A 23,630-nucleotide genomic window follows, 5' to 3' on the forward strand; every position below is an offset into this window, starting at 1 on the left:
CATTATGACAAACGAAATTGAAGTTAAAATTCCTGATATAGGCGGTGCAACTCAGGTTGATGTAATTGAAATATTGGTGAAGAAAGGAGATAAAATTAGTATTGATACTCCTTTAATAACTCTTGAGTCGGACAAAGCCAGTATGGAAATACCATCACCTATTGATGGAGTTGTAAGCAATATACAGGTTCAAGTGGGTAGTAAAGTCTCTGAAGGTGATACGATATTATTGGTTAGTGTTGAGCAAGCAGAAGCTAGCACCGAGCAAAATCAAAAAGAGGAACTGACGGCAGTTGAACCATCAAAAGAGCCTAAAGTTGAACAAACGTTATCTGGTTCTGATACAGCTCCGACGATAATCGAGGTACCCATACCAGATATTGGTGGCGCAACTGATGTAGATGTCATTGATATCCTAGTTAAGCCAGGATTATCCATTGAAAAAGATCAGGCCTTAATCACTCTAGAAGGTGATAAAGCAACAATGGATATACCCTCACCCTATCCAGGTCTTGTGAAGGAACTTAAAATCAAGTTAGGTGATAAAGTATCACAAGGGACTCCAATTTTAATGCTTGAAACTACGCAATCTCAAGCACCCGTTATTCAATCAAAAGAAGATACTCGCCCTAAAGAGATTACTCCAGTGGCTATAGAAGCTCCAAAATCCCTTGAAAAGGAAATGAAAGTTGAACAACCTACAGAGGGATCTGGGATTATATTATCAGCAGGACCTGCTGTACGACGTATGGCAAGAGAACTCGGGGTTAACTTAGCATTGGTTCATGGAAGTGGTCGGAAATCCAGAATAACAAAGGAAGATGTTCAAGATTACGTAAAACAACGAATGCAAGATAAACCCGCCAGTAGTTATTTTACCATGCCATCAAATCAAGCAATCGATTTTTCAAAGTTTGGAATGATTGAAACAAAACCATTGAACAAAATTAAAAAACTGACTGGCGTAAATGTGCATCGCTCTTGGGTAACTATTCCTCACGTTACTCAATTTGATGAAGCGGACATCACTGAATTGGAGAGTTTTAGAAAGTCAGAATCTGAGAGTGCTGCTCATGCAGGATACAAGCTTACCTTGTTGGCTTTTGTCTGTAGCGTTGTGTCTAAAGCATTACAGGTATATCCACAATTTAATTCCTCATTGGACCCCACAGGAGAGAATTTAATTTTCAAAAAATATTGCAATATTGGTATTGCTGTAGATACTCCCAATGGTTTAGTTGTACCCGTGATTAAAGATGTCGATAAATTAACTGTTGCTAATATTGCTCAGGAAATGGCTCGTTTAAGCACTAAGGCACGAGAGAAAGGGTTGACTCCAGTTGATATGTCTGGGGGCTGTTTCACAATTTCTAGTTTAGGTGGTATTGGCGGTACTGCATTCACTCCTATTGTAAATAGTCCAGAAGTCGCTATTTTAGGGTTGTCTCGCTCGTCTATAAAACCAATTTATGACGGTAAAGAGTTTAAACCCCGATTAATGCTACCACTATCTCTTTCCTATGATCATAGAGTCATTGATGGTGCAGAAGCAGCTCGCTTCAGCCGATTTATTTGTGAGTGTTTGAGTGATATCAGAAGAGTATTACTCTGATAGACCTATTAGAATTGAATTATAATTAGTATATATGAGGCTTTATAAATGGCTAACAAAATTAAAACCGATGTTGTAGTCCTTGGAAGTGGTCCAGGTGGATATACTGCTGCGTTCAGGGCAGCTGATTTGGGGAAAAAAGTTGTTCTGGTCGAACGTTATGACTCCCTCGGTGGGGTATGCTTAAACGTAGGTTGTATTCCTTCAAAAGCACTACTGCATATAGCAAAAGTGGTTGATGAATCTCAAGAAATGGCAGAGCATGGCGTGGTTTTTGGTAAACCTAAACTCGATAACAAGAAATTGGTTGCTTGGAAAAACTCTGTGGTCAATAAACTTACAGGAGGATTAAAGGTCTTATCAAAGCAACGTAAAGTAGAAGTGGTGACTGGCGTTGGTAAATTCGCAGATCCACATACAGTCCTTGTTGACACAAAGGATGGGGTGATTGAGGTTGAGTTTGATAATGCAATTATTGCCGTAGGATCTGAATCGGTTAATTTACCTTTTATTCCAGAGGATAAACGAATATTTAGTTCAACAGGTGCCCTTGAACTCGCTGATATTAAAGGGGATTTATTGGTTTTAGGAGGTGGTATCATTGGATTGGAAATGGCCACCGTGTATTCTTCATTAGGAGTTAATGTCACCGTTGTTGAGTTTATGGACCAATTAATCCCTAGCGCAGACTTAGACTTAGTCAATGTTCTGCAAAAAAGAATGACAAAGAAGGGTGTAAAATTCCTATTAAAAACAAAAGTAACCGCAGTAGAGGCTAAAAAGGATGGTATATACGTCTCTATGGAAGGTGCACATGCCACTGATAAACCACTATGCTTCCAACAAGTTCTAGTGGCTGTTGGAAGAAAACCCAATGGTGGGCAAATCAATGCAGAGAAAGCTGGGGTTAAGGTCGATGAAAGAGGATTCATTGGTGCAGATAATCAATTAAGAACCAATGTCCCACATATTTTTGCTATTGGAGATGTTATAGGTCAACCAATGCTCGCTCATAAGGCAATCCCAGAAGGAAAGGTAGCTGCAGAAGTAATAGCAGGCATGAAGCATTATTTTGAACCCAAATGCATAGCAAGTGTTGCGTACACCGATCCAGAATTAGCATGGGCTGGATTAACCGAAAAGGAAGCCAAAGAAAAAGGTATCGTGTATGAAAAGGCTGTCTTCCCATGGGCTGCAAGTGGTCGTGCGTTAAGTATGGGACGCGAAGAAGGAATGACTAAGTTGTTATTTTGCCCTGAAACCAATCGTATCTTAGGAGCAGGAATTGTTGGTATTAACGCTGGGGACTTAATCTCTGAGACTGCGTTAGCCATTGAAATGTGCTGTGATGTGGAGGATATTGCTCTAACTATACACCCACACCCAACTTTATCTGAAACAATAGCACAGTCTGCTGAAGCATTTGAAGGGACCATTACTGATCTGTATATGCCTAAAAAGAAAAAACATGATTAGTGCTTCCTATGGAGTAGTGAATGATTCTAAACATTCGTAGAATGAAAGATACTGACATTGATAGTGTCTATTCTATCGAAAACAATGTTCACATAGCTCCATGGAGTAAAGAGATTTTAAGAGATTGTGTTCTAGTAGGCTATGATTGTAGGGTGCTTGAAATCCATCAAGGTGATAGTGTGGTATTAGCGGGATATATCATTTGCAGACTCAACAGCAATGTATGCCATATACTTAATTTTTGCATTGCGAAGCCCCTTCAATCAAAAGGATTTGGTCGCAAATTATTACAAACCGTGATCTATTCAATAACAAAATATTCCAAAATTGAATCCATGATTCTTGAAGTAAGGCCTAGTAATGCTGCAGCATTGCACTTGTACAAATCTTTGGGATTTGTACAAGTTGAAGTCAAAAAAAATTATTACAAAGACAATAATCAAGTAGAGGATGCTCTGCTTCTTAAAAAAGAGATAGTTCACTAGCAGCTAAGACTTTTTGGGGGGCATAATCACTTTTGCCACATCATAGATTGTTATAGGCTCCTTAATCCCTTTAACTTTAACGCGTAAATGACCATTGATTTCAATTCTGTTAGCTACCTCTTTATAGGTTTCCTCTGAAATCAAGATTTGACCACCTAGTGTTAAGTCTTGAATGCGAGAGCTAAGATTGACGGATGATCCAATTGCACTGTATTGCATTCTCTTTTTAGACCCTATGTTGCCTACAACTGCAGTACCTGTATTTATACCTATACCCATTTCTAATTGAGGAAGATTAGCTTTTTTATTGCTTTGATTTAGTTTTCGTAGTGCATGTTGCATGTCAAGGGCGCAGTTTACGGCCCGGAGAGAGTCTTCATCGTCTGAATAGGGTGCCCCAAAAATAACCATGATTGCATCACCAATAAAAGAATCTATGGTTCCTTTATGTTTTGCAATTACAGCAACCATTTTGGTGAAATAATTATTTAGAAGAGAGACTAACTCTTCAGCGGGCAAACTCTCTGATAACGGAGTAAAGTTTCTAAGGTCAGTAAACATAATCGTTATTTTGGATTCTTTACCTCCTAACTTGTGTTGCGCTCGAGAGCTTAGAATGGTGTTTAGAATATCATCTGACATGTAAAAGCTAAATACTCTGCGAATTAGGTTATTGCGTAGCTCAAGTTGTTTCTTCACTTTGTTTAATAGTCGATTTGAGTGACGGAGGGTCAGCTGTTCTTTTGCAATATTGGCTAGGTTCAATAATAGACTAAGCTCTTTTGGATTTAGCTCTTTAGGAGAAGTGTCCGCCAGGCAAAAGGTTCCTACATTGTATCCGTCTGGGGATGTTAAAGGGACACCTGCGTAAAAACGGATAAATGGAGCCTCTTGAACAAGAGGACTGTTAGCAAACCGAGAATCTTCTAAAGCATCATTAATAATTAAAGGATCACTTTTTTTGATGGTTTCATTACAAAATGCAATTCCACGAGGGGTCTGTTTTGCTTTTAGACCATAGCGAGATTTAAACCATTGCCTTTTTTCGTCTAGAAATGCAATATAACATATTGGCATATTGAGTAATTCTATACCTAGTTGGACAAGACGTTCGTAACCTTCTTCGGGTTGAGTATCCATAATTTGAAGAGATTCAAGCGCTTTTAATCGTTGTTTCTCTATTTGTTCGAGACGTTCTTCTTCTGTGAATTTTTTTTTCATGGCTTTGCTCTTAAACACAGTAATATGAAGTTGTTAATTTAAGGATAGCACAATAACTTATCTAATTTTATTAGACAGCTAACTACTGAGGTTATCCACAAAATCTGTGTATAAGGTTGTGTATAGTGCTGTGAATTATGCATTAATTACGTAATTGATGGTTATGTCGTTTTTAATTAAACAGGGTATTAACTAAAGTAATTTACAATGGAAATTGAAAGTAATTTAATAGTGGATGAAAGTTTAAAGCAGCGGGAGGAAACCATAAAGACAATACTCACCAAACAAGAGGAAGCTTGGGTTCTTAGCAATAAATTTACAAGAGCTACCGATGAAGAAGAAGTTCTTATTTATCCGATGGGTGCCGAACGCTATTTATTGTCACAATTATTGAGCAAAGAGGAAGGAAGGTATCCAATTATTGACGACATTAAAGGCAAAAATGTTCTTGTAATACCCGGATATGGCAATAGTGCCTTCTTATTTGCAGATGCAGGTGCTACCTCAGTAACCGTATACGATAAAGATCCAGTAACTATAGCCTGGGTAAAGGCTTTTAAGAAGTTTTATCATTTCAGGGAGTGCAGTACATATCCTTCAATAGGAGAAGTTCTTACCGCTTTAAGTAAGTGGTATCCACCTTTATTGACTATACCTGGTTCTCGCTTAATGAATACAATCCTATGGGGATTAAATCCCAAAGCATTAAGAAAGCGATATCTCCGTTACATGTTGTCTTTGACACAAAAGGCCATGCAATTAAACCCAAAGAATGATTTCGAATTGGAATATCAGATTGATTTTCATTCTGGCGAATTGAAACATTGCCTAAAAAACAATACACAATCCAACTTTGACACTGTGTATGTTCCTTATTTATTAGGTGTTACTAATGGCATAGAGCGAGTATATGACATCACTCAATTTATTCATCAAATCATTGAGCACATGCCCAGTTGCCGCATATTGATTACTCCATCGCAAAAAAATAAAGAGTTTCATATCGTTGGTAGCAGTTATTTTTCTACTACGGAATATAACCAGTTTGCAGACATACCGGGCGTAGACTCTTTAGTTGTAGCCGAAGACAGTGGCTGGTTTAAAACTCAGGGTATGTTAGTTCTTGGGAAAAAATCTGGACAGTGATATGTGGCATAAAATACATTATGCGTGAATGTTAGGTCATTTGACCTAACATTCCGCTTTTTTAAGTTATTGAATGAACTTAGAGAAACAAACTTAACTTTTTCTGCTCCTCATTTTTTCCCTGTTTTCTTGATTTATCAGCAGATCGTCCATGCATTGTTAACGCAATAGGAATAGGCGGAATTTCTTTTGGTTTATCAAGAATCTTTTTTGCGGCATTTCTCACATCTTCAGAAGTAGCTTTCGTTGCAATGTTCTTAAGTGAAGCAAGCATCATTTTAAATCGATTCTCATCGTATTTATCACATCTCGAATAGTTCTCAGTTAAGCGAATTGCTAGAGTGGGGTTGATTTTATCAAGCTTAAGAATTTGATCCTCAATCAATGAATAGCCTTTACCCGAAGAAGCGTGGAATCCATATGGATTATTAATAAACGTTAATAATAATGAATATACTTTATTTGGATTGGATAAATCGAATGCTGAATGGGTTAATAGCTTTTCTACTCGTTCAACGACGTTAACCGAATGATTTGCTGCCTGTAGCTTAAACCAGTTATTGACAGCTCCTGGATCGTCTTGCCAATAGTTATAAAATTGTTCGAGAAGCTGCTCTGATTCAGGGCAATTCATCTCACACACTAAAGAAAGGGCTGAAATGGTTTCAGTCATGTTTTTTCTGAGACTGTCTTCGAACTGGTTGATTAATACATCCTTTGTTCTATCAGGAATAGCAACTGCTAAATAGGAGTAACAGGTATTCAATAAACGTCGTAACCCAGCGTTTTTCATATCAAATAACTGATCCGCATCATCTGCTCTGTAATCTTGAAGTTGAATATGGAAACAACACTTATGCAAATCACCTTGCAGCGATTTTGCCAGATGACCACGTATCAACTGTAGAGCTTCCGCGGTTTTTTCAATGTTTGGCTTAGTCTGTGTAGAAATTATATCCTCAAGTGATGGCAAGCTTATGAGCTCAGCCTTCATCCACTCACTCAATTTGGGATCGTTTAGAATGGTTTTATACGCCTGAATGACTTCGGAAGTTAGATTGATGACTTTGCCATTACAAAAATCAGTGACATAGCTCGTTATTAATGACTTAGCTGCTTCAGAACGATTGTACAAATTACTATCATGTGTCATTAACAGTACTAAATCACTCTTCCTATAATCGTATTGAATGTTAACCGGTGCAGAAAAACTTCTAAATAAGGAAGGTGTTGGTCGCGTTGGAATGTCTGAATAGATTAGAGTCGTTTCATCTGAGTTTAATAGACGCATGTTATCAGATATGTACTCAGTCCCATCCGCTCCTAAAAGACCAAATAGCATTGGAATAGGGCGATCTTTAGCATTTTTTACTCTAATTTTTAAAACGTAAAGCTGTTTCTTTTCGTTGTATTCATCGGTAATAACTACAGTAGGAATTTCTGATTCAGTAAACCAAGTTAGAAAAGAGCGAACATCATGTCTTGTAGACTTTGTCATTGATTCAAGAAACGTTTCTATGGTTTCAGCGGTCCCGTCGTATTGAGTAAAAAATTGCGTTAATCCTTTGAAAAACTTCTTTTTTCCAATGACCAGCATCATCATCCGAAAAATATCAGCACTTTTTTCATAAGCTGCAGCAGTGTATAAACTTCTTACTGTTGTATAGGAACTTTGTCGTGGAGCACGTTCATCAAGATTTTTACCATCCAATAAACGAATCAAGTCTGTACCAAACAGTTCCTCTCTGAACATTGCAGCCCTAAAGGTAGTTAACCCTTCCTTTAAAGGTAAGTTAAACCAATCTCTAATCGTTACTCTGTTACCAGACCAGTAGTGAAAATACTCGTGAGCGACAACTTCAAGCACTCTCAATCTATCCAAATCAGTTTTCGATTTAGAGTCAGCGTATAAATTGGCTGTATTAAACAAGATGAGCCCAGTTGGTTCAGAAGCTCCAGAGGGGTATTTATCAACACCTGCAACCATCAAATGCTCAAGATCGCAAGGCAAATTGAGTTTTTCTTCATCCCATTTTAGAGCATTTTGTAATACTTTCTTTGCGAACTCGCAGCTTGATAAGGCATGTTTTGGAACAAAAAATTCTATTGGAAGTGCTTTTCCTGTTTTAGATTTGAAATAGGCGATTGTTTGTTCCAGTTTTCCCGCAACCAAAGCGAACAAATAGCTCGGTTTAGGTAATGAATCATACCAAGTAACAGCATGTCTACCCATGGATAATTCTTCGGTACCTTTCATGATTCCATTGGATAATAAAACAGGATAGTCATCTTTAAAGGCTATAATAGTTGTTTTATAGGTTGATAAATTATCGGGGCGATCCTGAAAGTAAAATACTCTTCTTAACCCTTCAGTTTCTGCTTTAACAAGGACAACTCCTTCTGTTTCATATAATCCGAACAAATCAGTGTTTTCTCGAAGTTCGCAGGTCATTTCAACAGTAAAGGACTCGTTTTTCGGGGGATTCATTAGAGTTAATGAGTCGTCAGTTAAACTATAAGAATTAGGTTCTAAGGGTTGCCCATTCAATTGTAATGATTTTAAATCAATATTTTGTCCATCTAAAACCAAACTTGTATTTTCAGCTGGTTTATTGGTTGGACTTGGTACAACTGTTAGCTTAGCGAATGAGGTTATTGGATCTCTACTTATATCAATGCATAAATCCACATGAGTAATAATATAATCTAATGGTTTGTAATCACTCAGTTTTTTTATTTTAGAAACTGCAGTCTGCTTAGCCTTCATCGGTACTCCTTGAGTTAACTCTGATCTTCCATTTATTGATAAGAAATTGTTGATGTAACCTCAATTAGATCGGTATTAGTCTTGTCAGTTATATCAAAAAGGCCATAGCTAAGAGAATTGGTATCTGTTGAGAAAAATGTCTTTAGTTCATTTCCCGCGTGTGCACGTCTTAATTTAGGTTGAATCATTGTATTTTCATCAACTTTAACACAATGTTGAACGATTGCCGCTGGAAGAATTAGGGGTTCAGATTTAAATTTATGTAAAATTTTATTTTTTTTATCAAAGAATAAAGGCATAAATAAATCTCCGTATATATTTAATAAGCTTTTTGATAATAAATTGATATTTATAAAAAAGCATTAGTTTTTTAAATAATTTGTTTGCTAACTCTCGCGCTTCATTATGTATCTAGGATGAACAGGACTATTGTTCCATGATATTGGCTTGAGCATCCTCACAACCCTTTGAAGCATTCAACGAATGACTTCATGATTATAACCCTGTTTTTAAATAAATCAGCTAGATCTATTGGGCAATATATTGATATTTTTGGTTAAAATTTGTATCATTCATCTTTATTGTTCTCAATTCATACAAGATTTGCAGTTAAGCCTGCATACAATTAAAAACTCATTAGGAGTAAAGTAGTGACCTTCGAATATAACCCTCATTCGCATGTAAAAGTTTGGTTAAGTAATAAGCCAGACGTGTTTATGAATTTTGAAAATCAAACACGGTTAATAAAAATGCGCGAGCAAAACCCTAATGATCCAATCCATCTAATCTATGACTCTACTTTGCTTAATGCGAAAGCAAACAGAGAGTTGTTGGATTTTTGCACTGAGAATGAGATTACTCCGGTTGATGCAGAGCAATTCAAATCACGAGTTACAGGTCAAGAGGCAAGGTTGTATCAACTCTATAAAAATGAAATAGAGCACCTTGATAATGGTGGTAATCTAGGAGTAGCTAGCGATATTTTGCGATGGTTAAGAGAGTCTTACTTACTAGGCTCTTACACCGATTTAGATGTTCCATTAAATACTAAAGGATTCCCCAAAAGAGTTGATCTTGAAGTACCATTATTACTGAATATCGGTAGTTTGAAATTATTAGGCAATATGGAAATGCTCATCGTATTGAATGAATATATAGCATTAGCGGATGGTCAGGAAGAGGTTGCCCAGCAAGACATTGAACGTGTCCAAGCAGGTATAGCAGACAAACTGGAAAACTATTACTCTGACTATATTGAGGAAACAGAGCATGCGCTAGGAAACAGTAATTTCCTTAATCGTGTGTTATTAGGCTATATGAAAAATAGGGCAGAGTCGCTTTATATAAAACTAGCTAACGATCTTAGAGCGAGAGCACTCAAGGAGTTAAATGTTAACTCAATTTCATCCAGAGAACTTAGGGCTTATGCCAGTAAAATCATGAGCAATAGCAGAAGTTATCTAGATTTTAAGCGCAGTGGCGAGGAAACAGATCACGACGTAGTTGTGCGATTAAGAAATGAGTTAAAAAGTCAGTTAGGATTTATCAAATGGTTATTCTTCAGAAGCGAATACAAGCAAATTCAAAAGCAACTTGAGTTAAATGACGAGGATTTTATTAACTCAATGATGAAGAAGGAAAAGTCGCTGTATATAAAATCAATTGTTGTCTGTACCACCGGACCTATTGCAGTCGCTAAGAGCTTTTTTGGCACTTATGTCATGACAAAAGACGAGGTCAATAAAAGAGCGGTTCCAGTATCCTTTAGTCATTACAATCTCGATCAAGCATTCCTTTCAAACAACGTAATTCCAATGCATCAAAATGCTTGGGGCATGTTGAAATACTTGGGTGTCGATGTTGGCGTTTTAAATGATTCCTCTTGGTTAGAGGAGGGTATGGCTCTACAAGATGCTCGTCAGGCTAAGCTTTTAGAAACTAAACAAGACTTAGAAATGAATCTCCCTCAAAAGTTAGCTGCGATAAAAAGCGGAGTTGCTGAACACCTAAGTAAATTGGAAGTAGAAGACACTGGTCTCTTTTCTTTTCTATTTAAAAGTAGAAGAACTGCAAAGATTGAAGCATTAAACGCTGTGCTGGGTTGTTTTGATGACAATGAATCTTTTAATATTAAGCAGTTCAGACAAGCAGTTTCTCAATTTAAACCTAATGTCTACGATGGTTTACTTTCAAGAGACACAGAAACTCTTATTAACTACATTGAAGAGTTATGTCACCAAGCCATTGTTCTAAGGGTTTCCAGAGATAGAAAATTGCACATGAAGCCGCAATTTTACACCAATCCTATGAAAGATATGTTAGTAGCAACTCAACAAAGACAAACTGATGCAGCAGAAAGTGAACCTGTGCAGCATGATAAAGTGTTTTCTGACCATGTTGGCCCCAAAACTAATACTACAGTTAATACCTCTTTAGTGCCAACTTTTAAGTAATGGTTCACGACTAAATGCTTATAATACTCGGGGGGCTTCCAGGTACTGGAAAATCTACAATTGCTAAGGAGTTAGCCAAAAGGCTCAATGCAGTTTATTTAAGAGTAGATTCAATTGAGCAGGCTATTAAAGACTTTAATCACAATAATAATCTCATGGGTCCTGAAGGTTATGTCATTAGTTATGCAATTGCACAGGATAATTTGTGCTTAGGGAATCATGACATTGCCGACTCAGTAAATCCGATAGAGCTTACACGATATGAGTGGCGTCAAGTGGCAATTGAATCTTTGTGTCCTTTTGTAGAAATTGAGATTTTTTGTTCAGATGCAAAGGAGCATAGACAGCGTGTTGAATCTAGAGAATCAGAAATTTCTGGGCTTATATTGCCGACTTGGGAAGAAGTTAAAAATCGTGATTACGAGAATTGGAAAACTAAATCACTAACTATAGACACTGCTGAGTATTCAGCTGTTGAGTCTGTGCAACTGATTTTAAATTCCTGTAAACAATTTTTGTGAGAAATCAGGGGACTTGATCGACCGGCATCATTAGGTCTGATTATTTTGATAATCAGACCTATGGCAATACAGTACTTGGAGGCTTCAAGTAACAAACGCAACTGCATTCCTTTTTTAACTTGAACCATTCCCTGGTTCCTCAGCTTTTTTCTTTGGGACCACCTAAGAAGTACTAACAATCCCTTACACAGATGGCTCTCATCCAGCCCATCAGAATGTTCAGACAGGAAATAACTCCCATTCATATTCCTTGAGGTTTTCTTTCTGAACGTTATGAAGGGCTTGATGAGAGTTGTTTTCCTGTCTGAGTGAACTGACAAGTCAGTCTATGGTCACCTAAATCAACTGAACCAATCATTCATCGGGTTTATTTTTTCCAAAATGGAAAAAAGACATTTACAAATTTCTATATTGTCAAAAATAAGAACCTAGTGATAAAATTTAGTACATATCAAATAGAAACGGATCCTTTGGAGTGAAAAGTGATCACATATTTGATTGCAAAACAAATTTTTAACTAGGTCTATAAGGTGTAATCATGAACGAGAAACTAGAACAGCTCAACAAAAACTCTCTAACCGGTGAGTGCATGCCAGAAATTGGGACTAATTCAACCAAAAAATTATTAGGCGCCATGGCAACTAACTTTACCCGCGCTATCGAAGTAGAACAGCAGAAAAAGAAGGCAACTCGAACTGGGCAACTATTTCCAGGAGCAAATCCAACCACAGGTCGACGTAAATTTAATTGCGAAAATCGCCAAGAATTGGATGATAAAGTAAGTAAAGCATCGGATAAAAGTGTAGATGCTATAATAACTCCAATTAATGAGGGACATGATCAACATGGTGTTCCATTAACTAAGCATGCACTTGAAACCTTTTCAAATCAAATAGAATACAATGAACAAAACGGCTTGCGAGCTGTACAACCTCATGATGAGTCTTATAGACAGGAACTCAACAATTCGGTTGCATTTTCCAAAGCTTATAAGGAAGATCGTGATGTAGAGAATAAAGCTGGCTCTGTTTTACATCTAATTAACGCTGTTGCTTGTAGGGTAATCAGTGACTTGGCGCCAACTGATGGAGAAATTCGATGGGGCGATATCCGATCTTCCAGTGATGAGAAACAAGTGGAAGATTCAAAAGAAGTTCAAATGGACAATAGGGAGAGCTATTCTGAACAAACACAAAGTGACAAAGAAGACAGCTCAAGCGATGAAAGAGAAGATAAGGATGAAGGTTGTCATTCAGCAATGGAGACAATGGGCTTTCATTAATGTCAATAATGGGTATGTGTAAATAAACTATCAAAAGGTTAAAAGGATTTAACTCTTTTATGAATCAATAACAACCGTTATGATATATTTAAACGCACCCAAATCATAGAGATAGAACCATGGTAAACGTAACACAACCAACAAAAAATCAGAAACAGGAAGCTCAAGAAGTAAAACGAAACTCTACTTTTAGTTCTCAAACTGAAATGCTCGAAGCTTTAGGAAAAACAGATGAGCCCGCTGTATTTTGCGCTGCAATCGCGAATATGGATCTTGAGCATGATTTAACACACGTTAAGGAAGTGGATATTTTACAGAGCACCAATGAAGAAGCCTATAAAAAAGCAACCACCTACCTTGAAAAACAAATTTCATTCACAGAAAACGGAGGAGATGGTCGTCATTACGCGTTTATTCATACAAAGACGCCTTATGAGGTTACCGAATTTTCTGCAAAGAAGGCAAAAGATGAATTAACAATTGAAGATATTGCGAAACCTGATAATGGCCACGCCCTTGTTACCTTTCCCATACAGAAATTTGAAGGAAACCCTGATCCTTACCATCAAGTGTATCTCAACCGAAAAAATTTGACTGAGTGTGCACTCGTCGACGCAGGACGTAGTGGAGGAAAGCAAACTGGTCACTGTAATGATTTAGTTAATAAGGTTAAAGACTCTATATCTGATAGTCAAGATAGTAGCCGCCCCAAAAAAGTAGTTGTGATCGCATCTGACTCTCTACGCCAATCATCTTCTTATACTTTTTTTCCTGATTCGCCTAAAAATAATCCTAAAAACCAACTGCCCCCTCCTCCCGTTCAAGAAACAAATGAACAATCTGCCGAAAACCAAAGAGAGGAAAGCTATAGAAAATTTGGATCATGGTGGTAATCATTCCTTAGCGAACAACAAATTAATGATGACTAAACCTATTCCCGAGCAAGAACTTATTGAACTATTAAAATCGCATTATGGACTTTGTGCTTATTCCGCGAAGATTCTGCCTTTAGGCGCTGATATGAATGCCTCTATATACAAGGCAGAAACTCATTCAAATTCTTATTTTGTAAAAATAATCCATGATGTTCTTCAGGACTCTCCTATTGAAATCATGAAGCTTCTACATGACTCTGGTATAAAACATATTATTTCACCTATTAAATCCCTTGAAGGAAAATTAGTCAAAATACTTCCACATTTTAAATTGATTGTTTATCCATTTATAGAAGGTGAAAATGGGTTTGATCGCAAATTAACTAAAACCGAGTGGATTGAGCTAGGAAGAGTTTTAAAACAAATTCATTCGATTCAAGTGCCTGCAGCAATTCAAAGCAACCTGAGAACAGAAGACTTCTCTACAAAATGGATTATTTTAGCAGGATTGTTGCATGACAAGATCAATGCAAACACCATAAATTCGGATGTGAATGTTGAGTTTAAGAGGTTTTTTAATGATCATTTTGACAAAATCAGTCGTTTGATACACTCAGCAAAGGTGTTATCAAAATCCATCCAGTCGACTCGTTGTAATAATGTACTGTGTCACTCCGATATTCACGCTGGCAATATTCTAATTAATTCTCAAGAAACATTTTACATTATAGACTGGGATAATCCGATAATGGCCCCTAAGGAACGCGATCTGATGTTTATAGGTGGTGGAGTTGGTAACGTTTGGAATATTCCTCAAGAATCGTCCTATTTTTTTGAAGGCTACGGCAAAGCGCAAATTAATGACGAGATGCTCTCCTATTACCGATATGTGCGTATTCTTGAAGACGTTGTTCTGTATGCTGAAGATATCCTTTCACCCAAGCAACATGATCAATCTAAACGTCTCAGCTTGTATTGTTTCAAATCCCAATTTGAGGAAAACGGAGTTATAGACATTGCTTTTAGGTCTTTCTAATTACTTATTTGCAATCACTTCATTAGCCGCCCTAATACCCGATAAATAGGCTCCATGCACAGTACTGGGATCTGAATCTGATGTTGCTTCACCAGCAAAATATATCCGCCCTGCTACAGGCTTTGCTAAATTAGCAATTTCACGTTTATCGACTCCAATGGGCAAATAAGAGTAGCTTCCTAATGTATACGGATCGCTTGCCCAATGCGTTTTCTTTATTTTGATAGGATCAGGGATATCCTCACCATAAATAGTTCTTAGACGTTTCATCACCCAATTGGTTAAATTTCCCTTTTCCATTTCCCTAGCTAGTTTTCCGCTAGTAAAAACGATTAAAACTGGTTTTTTAGTGTATTTGTAGTAATTAAAAATATTAAATGCTTGATGTTTTTGTTTTGGCAGTATTCCGATCCACTCCTTATTCCTATCCCAAAATACATGATCAAAATATAGATATAGCTTTTCATAGTTACCCATTTGTAACTTCTTTATTGCTTGTAATTTGTCGTCAGGCAAGTTAGGGGAAAAAGTGATTTTATTGGATTTAAGTACACCTAATGGAACGGTGATAATCACTTTTTTGGCATAATAAGCATTATTTTGTGTAAGAATTTTGACTTCATGGCCACTGTAATTAATTTCTTGAACAATTTGATTTAAATGGATAGGTATATTCTCCGAGAATCCTTGAAAAAGCTGATAATACCCTTCAGGTAATAATGCATTTTTTCCGGATACACTGGATGTTTCATAAGGTGAAAATACATTTTTGGACAATCCGTCCAAATCCTCACCAAACTCATACGTGTAAATATTATCTAAGGCATAATGTAAGATCGAAATTTGATTTTGATTCAAACCTTTATCCTTTATTAACAAAGAAAATAATTCTTCGTATGATTTTCGTGTATTATATTCTTTGCAAAATCTTAAAAACTCTTTAGTCAACGTGTAAAATAAATGCAGCTCTTCAGTATTTATCAGTTTTCCATCATGATTGTATAACGCAAAATCTTTCAACATCTCTGTTAACTTAGAGTTATCATAACTATTTAATATGAGAGAACGATTACCAATCAATGGTACTAATGGGTTATTGTTAATCCCATGAATCCAAGAAGCTCCCATTTCAATTGCAAAACCCCAATCATAGGTACTGTCTACCCTACCCCCAAGCCGATTTCTTGCCTCAATCAGCAAGACATTTTGTTGATTGTCATGCAATGTTTTAGCTGCAGAAAGTCCCGCTACGCCACCTCCGATAATGATGGTGTCGTAATGCTTATCCGCCCACGAGTTACTCAATATCGAGCTAATTAATAGAGAGAGAATAGTACGTTTCATCTTTAATACCACTGCATTGAAGATTAGTATTCAATTTGAAGAAGTTAAGTTCTATCCATGAACACTAGACAAGATTATGAATTAGCCATACTACAAAATTATTTGGATCACAGCAAACATTATGAAATGAATGGCTCAAAATACGAATTTTTCCCGTTACATTATCAGTATATGAGATCTTGATTGAGAGTATTGCATAAAGGGTTCACTTAAAATAACTTAGTGGTTTGTATGTCCATTCGTATGGACAAGTAATTTATTGGTTATAGCAATAGCTAATGCGGAAACAAGAAGTGTTAAATGGATAACCACCTGCCACATGATTGCATAATTATTCAATTTACTCGTTTCTATAAATGTTCTTAATAAGTGGATTGATGATATACCAATGAGTGATAGCGCTAATTTTACTTTCATTCCACCTGCATCCAAGTGATCAAGCCATTCCGGTTGATCAGGATGAGAGTCAAGCAACAATGGAGAAACGAAGGTTTCATACCCTCCCATAATTACCATGATTAATAGGTTTGCAATCATTACAACATCAATTAAATCCAAAACACCCAACATAATCTGAGTATCATCAACTCCGTTAATATGGCCTACTAGAACAATGAGCTCCTTTAGAAATCGATAGACGTAGGCAAGCAGAATGATCATTAAACCAAAATACAAGGGTAACTGAAACCAACGCCCCATAAATATCAACTGGCTTAATTTGTATTTAAATGATGTCATAATGTCTTACCAAACTAGTTTTGAATTATCGGTGATAGTACCCAATTAATTAAAGCACTTCAAATCCAACTATTTAGTCGAACATTTAAAGCATTCAACCAGGTGATCATCTACTAAGCCGACAGCTTGCATATACGCATAAATAATAGTTGAACCTACAAAGGTCATTCCTCTCTTTTTTAAATCCTTGGATAGAGCATCCGATTCAATTGTGCTAGCTGGCACGTCTTTCATTGATTTTGGTCTATTAATTCTTGGTGTTCCTTGAACAAATTGCCATACATACTTATCAAAAGAACCAAATTCATTTTGTATCTTAATAAAAGCGATAGCATTTTTTCGAGCAGAAAATATCTTCAAACGATTACGTATTACATTCGGATTTAACAAGATTGCTTCTAAGTCTTCATCCTGCATCTGAGCAACAAGATGAGGGTGAAATTGTTTAAATGCATCGCGATACCCCTCCCGCCGTTTTAGAATAGTTTCCCAGCTTAATCCTGCTTGCGCCCCTTCCAATATCAGCATTTCAAAATGCGTTCTATCGTCATGGACTGTCACACCCCACTCTGTATCATGGTATAGTTCGTAATGAGGTTTATTGTGTCCAACCCAAGGGCAACGATTCATTTTTATCTTCCTGCATGTATGGTTATCTGCTTAGAGGAACTTAGGATATAATAGAATGGCATCCTTTGCATCCTGACTATCTTCCTCTAGAGTACTTTCTTCAATTTAATTTCGCAGCAAAATAGACGGTCAAAGAGGAGTCATTTTGTTATTTTTGTTTTAGCCTGTGTTTATGTTTTATTAGCTATTATAAGCTCATGCCAAGAGGTTATTGTTGATTATTCATTCATGGCCGCTCTTTTTAAGAAACCAAAATTAGACAAGGTATAGAATGACAATAAATGTCGTAAATGCTCGCGAAATTTGATAAATACAACCCCACTTAGTATAATATATAGACACAGCTGCCTGATTAATGCGAACAAAATATGCCGTACCCCTATATTCGTAAAGCTGAACCCAACGATTATGATGCGATATGGAACATATGGATGCAAGATCACATTATCCAATGGATGTCCTTCACCAAACAAACTCAAGAAGAATTCCGGGCTCATTATACACATATGGCAAAAACGAGCGATATTTATGTGCTTATTGATAAAATCAATGATGAAGAGAAAATTGTTGGAGTAAGACGAATCAAGTTTGGTAAAAATCAGCATCAACATATCGCAGAATACTGCTCAATGGGCATCGACAAGGATTATCAGGGCAAAGGGTATGCCAAATTCTTTTATCAAGAATTTGAAAAAATTGTACGTCATGCAGGGATTAAAAGAATACAACTCACTCAAAGTGGTGGCAATTTAGCCGCCTTTCATCTAGCAGATAAAGATTTTTCTGAGGAAGCTGTTTTCCCTGATTGGTTGCAACGACATAATAACGAGGGTACTTTTTATCTCATTGAGCGCTATATTTGTCGTTTTTTGGATGATGAATTGGCTAAAATTGCTCCTAAATTACCAAGCTTAAACTATGAGGAAACCATTCCTCCATTGCAGTCTGTCAATAACAGCGCTATTACTGTTAAACAGGTGAATAATCAATATACTGCCTATTTCAAAGAAAAACCTTTATTAACTCTTGATATTGAACCAGATAACTCTGTCATTCGGCACATTGGCTTCATATCAATCCAACTCCATATGCCAGAGCAACAGTCAGAAGCAACCCAAGCTTTGCAACAAATTCTCACGGACATTCTTCAACAAAATCGTGTAAAAAAAGTAGAGCTTTTTACGGCTGAACCTGCTGTAGCTGAATTATGTCGAAAAACTGGTTTTTTTGTTCGTGGGGAAACTATAGCTTCTTATTATGATGATAAAGAAGGGTATAAAAATGAATTAGGCATGGAATACAGCTTCTTTGACATTACTGATGCTCAACGTTTAATAACAGCCAAAATGGCTAATACAGAAAAACGAGACAGAGTTTCTTCTGCACTTTTAAATTGTTCTGAAACGATTAATGAATTAATTAAGAACAATACTTGTGATGCTTTAGGTGCACGTTTTCTTGAAAATTTAATTTACCAAATGGTTCGTGATGGTTTGGGGCCAAACAAAGTTTTTTCACTGGCCGACAAACGATGGTTGCCCTTAATTAAGGAAGCACCATCTGTTTTGCAGGACGATTTAAGTCGTCTTATGAATCGTTTGCAAGATACAGGGGCTGCATTTTTTAAAGCGAAGGTAGAAGAGAATACCTCCATCAATCCTTTAACGAAATCAAACAGTTTCAATGAGTGACAACAAGCCTATTTTATTCGGATTAAAAGGGGGTAACTCACAATTAATACTTTTTGTGGTTATTCCAATTCCACAGGCCCCAAAGAATATCCTAAATCATAAGTTGTAAAATGGTTTCATCAGCATTGCTTAAAAGTTTCTCAGAGTTAGTCTGAGAAAATAAGCCTAACCGCCCAGTTGAGTAATAATTTACTCCCAGAGCAATGACGTACCCAAAACCTAAAAGAACAATTGCTATTGAAATTTCCCCTAAAAGCCAATTAAGATCCCTGTGATGACTTAGTTGTGATTTGGAGTGTTCGATTTCTTTGGAACAAATTGACTTGTATTGTTCAATTAAAAATGGAGTTGGATTTTTCTTAAGTAAGTCTGTATAAGCAGATACTCGTTGTTCCAAACGACTCATTTTCGCAGCTTCAAAGGGATAATGTCTATTGCGCAGACTCTCTGATTGAACTCGCAGACAAAGCAACTTTTGCTCAATCAAACTCACTTGCACGTTAAAACGAGTCAGATTCACTGTTTCCTCAAGACTGGTATTTAGATATTTTGCAAAATCGATGGTTTGAAATGATTTTAAAGCATCTGCAATAGATATCCTTTTATCAGTGGACACTGTAGTCATTAACTCTATGATAGTTTTAATTTGCCCCTTGTCTTCTTCGGATAAATACAATTCCAACTCTGGCTCGGAAAATAATTGGGCATTTTTTACAATGCTCAATAAATAATTACGATCTTTATTCTTTGCCATGTAATAATTTTCATAGACATCGCCCCATAGATAGCTTAATACCCTACCCGCAGACCAAGAGTCTGATTTTGTACTATATATTGGATTTTTTTCAAAAGATTCAGGAGATCTATAAGCTCTCGTGCCGCACCGAAGTTTGTCCTGCTTTCCTTCCTCTATAATAAATCCGAAGTCAATTATTGTTACTTTCGGCGGTGAAAAGGCAAAGTTAACAATAATATTCCCAGGTTTAATATCCCTATGGATAAGCTTGCGCTCTACAATTTGCGATTGAATGGCTTGCAATATAGCAATAGTTAATTCGATTCTTTGTTGCAGAGATAGGAGCTTTGAACATTTATCAGGATGGAGTAGAGATTCAAGTGTTTGCCCTTCAGCTTTCTCCATGATGAGAAAACTATTGCATTCATCTAGGTTCTGATTAAATAATGGTGGTTTTACTTTCAAGTGTCCCGCTTGAACCAAGCCTTTGTATTCTTGAATAATGGCATTTTTTCTATTCGCTTTTTGAAAATGCTCATGCTTAACAACCTTATTCAAGCTACGCTTATGAACAAAGTGATCTTGTGTAAAAGTGATAGTACCCATAATTGGGTAAACGGCTCCAAATCCACCTGCTCGATAGGGTGAGTTTGCCTTTTCGAAGTAATCGTACCTAAATCCTGACTTACCAGAAGCTCTTTCATTTCTTAGTATTGTCTGTTTAAAGTGAAATGAATACGAAATCTGTTTATAACGGTATGTGTATAGCTTTGGACTATAGGCACCTGTTTGTACACCTTCATTACCATACAAAACACTGGGTGAGTTGACGTCAGTAAGAAAACGTTCTAATGCTTCATAAACGTTAACATGACTGGTTTTTAGCTCATCAAGTTGTTGTAAATCTATCTTAAAGGTCATTAAGCTAAATACTCGTTTAAAAAATTGTTTAATTCTAACCCAAGAAAGCTAGAAGTTTAAACACATTACACTTTTAGCACGGATTTAGTTCAATATTTGAGAATTTTATAGTATAAAATGTAATTTTTAAATCAAGGAGAAGATTGTGACTAGATTTACCGCTGAAGGGATGAAAAAGCTAGAGTTAGCTCATAGCGAAAGACAACAAAAACTTAACAATCTCACAAAAAAATCATTTGAACCACGCAATGAAGCACAAGTTAAAGAATTAGAAAAATACATTATTGAGTTTGAATCCAATGCAAACAAAATCTATCTCGCGAGAGGCCTTACTTACGCAATTCATACCTATTTGGGATATAGAGCTTTCAATTTCATATTTCCCATCATGCCACAAGTAGTGACTGATTTATTAGCCTACGGTGTAGTTCTAGGAATGGGGGGACTAGCCTATAAAGAACTTAAAGTTGACGACTTTAAAATGCATTTAAATGAAATGCGAGTCTTATACAATTGGGTACTAAAGGGAAACCAAGAAGAATACAGTGACGACATCGATAATTCAAGACTGTTAGCAAATCCCTTAATTCAACGCATGATCGAAACAATGGCTCCTTTTTGCTCCACTGACTTTATGATTGTGTGGCCTAAGGTTGTTAAGGAAGAAGAGCGAAAATCGGATACTGGCCTCCTTAATACAGTCGCCTCTATTGGGAAATCCGCATTGTCATGGTGGTCTCCACCTCCAAAACAAGATTTATCTCAATCAGAAAAGATTAACGATATGAAAAATAAAGTGGAAACCGGCGGTTATAATCTGAGTGTTTTAGCTGGTCTCAAACGTGCTGTGGGTTATTTCTTTTCTGACAAAGATAGTCATGAACTAATGAAAGCTTCACTGCCAGATGCTTATGATTTAGCCAAAGAAACCCTGTTAGAGCCTTTTCCTGAGCTGGTTAATTATAAAACAAAACTGATGTAGTATGTTCCAGTATGAGAAGGTAAATCCTCCGCTGTTGCGGAGGATCTTTCTTTAAGGATGCTTATTCTACCTTCCGTTAAAATTGCAATCTGTATAAAAGGTAGAACCTAGTTGTAAGGATTTGAAATGGAAATTCTCTTTGCAAACAGACAACGTCTTCCGTCAGCTTATAAGACATTATTCATTGAGCATTTAACGAACCTAGATAAATTAAAGGATGCTATTCAATCACGCTTTAGCAAAAAAGAAATCAAAGATCAGGACTTTAAAAAGCTATTTACATTTAATCAACGTGCTCTTTTTGAATTAATAGGCCCTTCAAATGATAATCGCTTTAGGCACTTTTTTGGAAGCCATGATCATTTTGATAGAAGAGATACTCAGATTAGCTGTTTAGACCGATTCATTTTAGATTCAGTTCATTTTGAGGTGTGTCGTTGTCTAATCAAACAGTTTGAGCAGGAATACCAGGGAAACAAAGAAAGTATTGAAAAGGAGTGGCAAAGTATTATGCCAATCCCAGGTAATGAGAAGAGTATTCCTTTGCAATATTATATCCAGAAGGAAATTATAGCGACAAAGGATATTGTTCTCAGCGAACTCATTTTCCCAAAAAATCAAAGAGTACGTTTATTTAGTCTTGAACACTCTACGTTAAAACTTAATGAACACGTATTTTCTAATTGGTTACCTCAAAAGAACGAGTCCAATTTAGTAAGAAATTTAATGATCGGTGGTGCAATCTTGCTTTTATTAGCCCTAATTCCGCTCCCATTTTTATTAATAGGTGGGAGCGCAGGAATCGCTATTGCATCAACCTCTCTAGTAGTTAAGACAGTACTTACTGGTGTCATTGCTGCTGGTTTAGTCTCGATTGCAAGTGCTTTAAGTATACAATTTATACGCAACAAGCTTAAGGCAAAAGAACCTTCTGAACCAAGTAATGTACGTTACAATCACCATTCTCTGTATACGGATTTATATCATTCAACAGAGAATAAACACTACAACAAACATGAAGTTTCACCTTTTCACAACAACAGGTGGATGTTATCACAACCCAGGAGTATAGGTTATAACACGTTTTCTAATGCTAAGACAGAAGAGGTGAGTTGCGTTCTTAAATAAAAACCTCTAGGCAATGTTTGCACCTTATTACCTTTAGCATCATAGCAATAAGAAAGTGATTTACCATTTGCAGCTTTAGGTCTAACTTGCAAATAGGTGCCTACACTTGCATCAAGCGACTCTAAATCTCCAGCAATAATTTTATCCGTTAAGTAGGTCCAATCCTCTTCTAATGTGGCTTCCTGAGAGGAGGTAGGCGACCAAAGTATTCCATTACCAACTCGTCTTTGTGAAAAGGGAATTGATTTATCCCCCTCAACTGGAATCCATAAAACGCGTTTAAGTTTTGCATAGCATTGTGACGTTTTCCAAGTTTGCTGATGAATCGTTAATAAGGGAATTGATGAAACAAAAGTAGACTCTGCAGGACTTCCAGAAGCAGCAATTGGGATTGTTTTGAGCTCAACGCCCAAACCACTAAAATCTGGTGCTGACTCATTGCCTGCATCACATCCCAGGGCTAGCTCTAACATAAGACCAATATAGCCTTTGCGATGACTTGGATTTTCAGGAAAGCTAACACCTACTCGATGTGCCAATTGAGCAAAAGAAATACCCGATAGATTCCTGCAACGATCCATCAGTT

20 protein-coding genes are annotated in these 23,630 nt (G+C 36.7%); 12 read left to right on the plus strand and 8 right to left on the minus strand.

The genetic code is table 11. From position 1 onward, the window contains the following. Positions 1 to 4: 4 nt before the first annotated feature. From aceF to rimI, 3 genes are read left to right on the plus strand one after another with little or no spacing between them, the layout of a single operon-like run. Positions 5 to 1,612: a dihydrolipoyllysine-residue acetyltransferase gene (gene aceF / locus Lwal_RS15655; RefSeq protein WP_058481725.1), complete on the plus strand. Its 1,608-nt coding sequence runs from the start codon at positions 5 to 7 to the stop codon at positions 1,610 to 1,612. 48 nt (positions 1,613 to 1,660) lie between these two features. Continuing rightward, the gene (gene lpdA, locus Lwal_RS15660) at positions 1,661 to 3,088 is read left to right on the plus strand and encodes a dihydrolipoyl dehydrogenase (protein WP_058481726.1); all 1,428 of its coding nucleotides are present in this window, start codon (positions 1,661 to 1,663) and stop codon (positions 3,086 to 3,088) included. 20 nt (positions 3,089 to 3,108) lie between these two features. Beyond that, a complete protein-coding gene (gene rimI / locus Lwal_RS15665; RefSeq protein ID WP_058481727.1) occupies positions 3,109 to 3,573 on the plus strand; it encodes a ribosomal protein S18-alanine N-acetyltransferase in 465 nt (154 codons plus the stop codon). A gap of 3 nt (positions 3,574 to 3,576) precedes the next feature. Here the strand turns inward: rimI and Lwal_RS15670 are convergent, their stop codons facing one another. After that, positions 3,577 to 4,794 (minus strand): adenylate/guanylate cyclase domain-containing protein, encoded by a 1,218-nt coding sequence (locus tag Lwal_RS15670; RefSeq protein ID WP_058481728.1) that lies wholly within the window; start codon positions 4,792 to 4,794, stop codon positions 3,577 to 3,579. A 207-nt stretch (positions 4,795 to 5,001) separates the two neighbouring features. Here Lwal_RS15670 and Lwal_RS15675 point away from each other — a divergent pair, with 207 nt between their 5' ends. After that, positions 5,002 to 5,940 carry a hypothetical protein gene (locus Lwal_RS15675; protein WP_058481729.1) on the plus strand — a complete coding sequence of 313 codons (939 nt, stop codon included), beginning with the start codon at positions 5,002 to 5,004 and terminating at the stop codon, positions 5,938 to 5,940. Positions 5,941 to 6,019: 79 nt separating this feature from the next. Here the strand turns inward: Lwal_RS15675 and pepN are convergent, their stop codons facing one another. Beyond that, on the minus strand, positions 6,020 to 8,707 hold the full coding sequence (pepN, locus tag Lwal_RS15680; protein ID WP_058481730.1) for an aminopeptidase N: 2,688 nt from the start codon (positions 8,705 to 8,707) through the stop codon (positions 6,020 to 6,022). Positions 8,708 to 8,739: 32 nt separating this feature from the next. Beyond that, entirely contained in the window at positions 8,740 to 9,006 is a 267-nt protein-coding gene (locus Lwal_RS15685; RefSeq protein WP_058481731.1) for a hypothetical protein, read from the minus strand. Positions 9,007 to 9,357: 351 nt separating this feature from the next. Between Lwal_RS15685 and Lwal_RS15690 the strand changes: the two genes are divergently transcribed. From Lwal_RS15690 to Lwal_RS15710, 5 genes are all read left to right on the plus strand, one after another. Further along, the gene (locus Lwal_RS15690; RefSeq protein WP_058481732.1) at positions 9,358 to 11,160 is read left to right on the plus strand and encodes a glycosyltransferase family 88 protein; all 1,803 of its coding nucleotides are present in this window, start codon (positions 9,358 to 9,360) and stop codon (positions 11,158 to 11,160) included. Between the two features lie 14 nt (positions 11,161 to 11,174). Beyond that, positions 11,175 to 11,681 (plus strand): P-loop nucleotide/nucleoside kinase family protein, encoded by a 507-nt coding sequence (locus tag Lwal_RS15695; protein ID WP_058481733.1) that lies wholly within the window; start codon positions 11,175 to 11,177, stop codon positions 11,679 to 11,681. Positions 11,682 to 12,219: 538 nt separating this feature from the next. Continuing rightward, positions 12,220 to 12,963, plus strand: coding sequence for a hypothetical protein (locus Lwal_RS15700; protein WP_058481734.1), 744 nt, complete (start codon positions 12,220 to 12,222; stop codon positions 12,961 to 12,963). A gap of 119 nt (positions 12,964 to 13,082) precedes the next feature. Continuing rightward, entirely contained in the window at positions 13,083 to 13,856 is a 774-nt protein-coding gene (locus Lwal_RS15705) for a hypothetical protein (RefSeq protein WP_058481735.1), read from the plus strand. Further along, positions 13,795 to 14,874, plus strand: coding sequence for an aminoglycoside phosphotransferase family protein (locus tag Lwal_RS15710; RefSeq protein WP_083500124.1), 1,080 nt, complete (start codon positions 13,795 to 13,797; stop codon positions 14,872 to 14,874). The genes Lwal_RS15705 and Lwal_RS15710 overlap by 62 nt, the downstream gene beginning before the upstream one ends. Here the strand turns inward: Lwal_RS15710 and Lwal_RS15715 are convergent, their stop codons facing one another. The 3 genes from Lwal_RS15715 to Lwal_RS15725 all read right to left on the minus strand — a co-directional run bounded on the left by Lwal_RS15715 (position 14,875) and on the right by Lwal_RS15725 (position 17,586). Continuing rightward, complete coding sequence (locus tag Lwal_RS15715; protein ID WP_058481736.1) at positions 14,875 to 16,218, minus strand: FAD-dependent oxidoreductase; 1,344 nt, start codon at positions 16,216 to 16,218, stop codon at positions 14,875 to 14,877. 219 nt (positions 16,219 to 16,437) lie between these two features. Then, a complete protein-coding gene (locus tag Lwal_RS15720) occupies positions 16,438 to 16,956 on the minus strand; it encodes a TIGR00645 family protein (RefSeq protein WP_058481737.1) in 519 nt (172 codons plus the stop codon). A 69-nt stretch (positions 16,957 to 17,025) separates the two neighbouring features. Further along, positions 17,026 to 17,586 (minus strand): DNA-3-methyladenine glycosylase I, encoded by a 561-nt coding sequence (locus tag Lwal_RS15725; protein ID WP_058481738.1) that lies wholly within the window; start codon positions 17,584 to 17,586, stop codon positions 17,026 to 17,028. Positions 17,587 to 17,954: 368 nt separating this feature from the next. Between Lwal_RS15725 and Lwal_RS15730 the strand changes: the two genes are divergently transcribed. Further along, a complete protein-coding gene (locus Lwal_RS15730; RefSeq protein ID WP_083500125.1) occupies positions 17,955 to 19,277 on the plus strand; it encodes a GNAT family N-acetyltransferase in 1,323 nt (440 codons plus the stop codon). A gap of 91 nt (positions 19,278 to 19,368) precedes the next feature. Here Lwal_RS15730 and legK1 read toward each other — a convergent pair whose 3' ends face one another. Next, the gene (legK1, locus tag Lwal_RS15735; RefSeq protein WP_058481740.1) at positions 19,369 to 20,934 is read right to left on the minus strand and encodes a Dot/Icm T4SS effector kinase LegK1; all 1,566 of its coding nucleotides are present in this window, start codon (positions 20,932 to 20,934) and stop codon (positions 19,369 to 19,371) included. Between the two features lie 145 nt (positions 20,935 to 21,079). On the opposite strand from legK1, the gene Lwal_RS15740 reads away from it, so the two are divergent. Together Lwal_RS15740 and Lwal_RS15745 are read left to right on the plus strand one after the other, a co-directional pair. Next, on the plus strand, positions 21,080 to 21,916 hold the full coding sequence (locus tag Lwal_RS15740; protein ID WP_058481741.1) for a hypothetical protein: 837 nt from the start codon (positions 21,080 to 21,082) through the stop codon (positions 21,914 to 21,916). Between the two features lie 126 nt (positions 21,917 to 22,042). Further along, positions 22,043 to 23,044 carry a hypothetical protein gene (locus Lwal_RS15745; protein ID WP_058481742.1) on the plus strand — a complete coding sequence of 334 codons (1,002 nt, stop codon included), beginning with the start codon at positions 22,043 to 22,045 and terminating at the stop codon, positions 23,042 to 23,044. On the opposite strand, the gene mutH is transcribed toward Lwal_RS15745, so the two are convergent. Next, the gene (gene mutH, locus Lwal_RS15750; protein WP_058481743.1) at positions 22,990 to 23,625 is read right to left on the minus strand and encodes a DNA mismatch repair endonuclease MutH; all 636 of its coding nucleotides are present in this window, start codon (positions 23,623 to 23,625) and stop codon (positions 22,990 to 22,992) included. The genes Lwal_RS15745 and mutH overlap by 55 nt on opposite strands. Positions 23,626 to 23,630 lie beyond the last annotated feature (5 nt).

This window comes from Legionella waltersii (assembly GCF_001468085.1).
Taxonomy (GTDB): domain Bacteria; phylum Pseudomonadota; class Gammaproteobacteria; order Legionellales; family Legionellaceae; genus Legionella; species Legionella waltersii.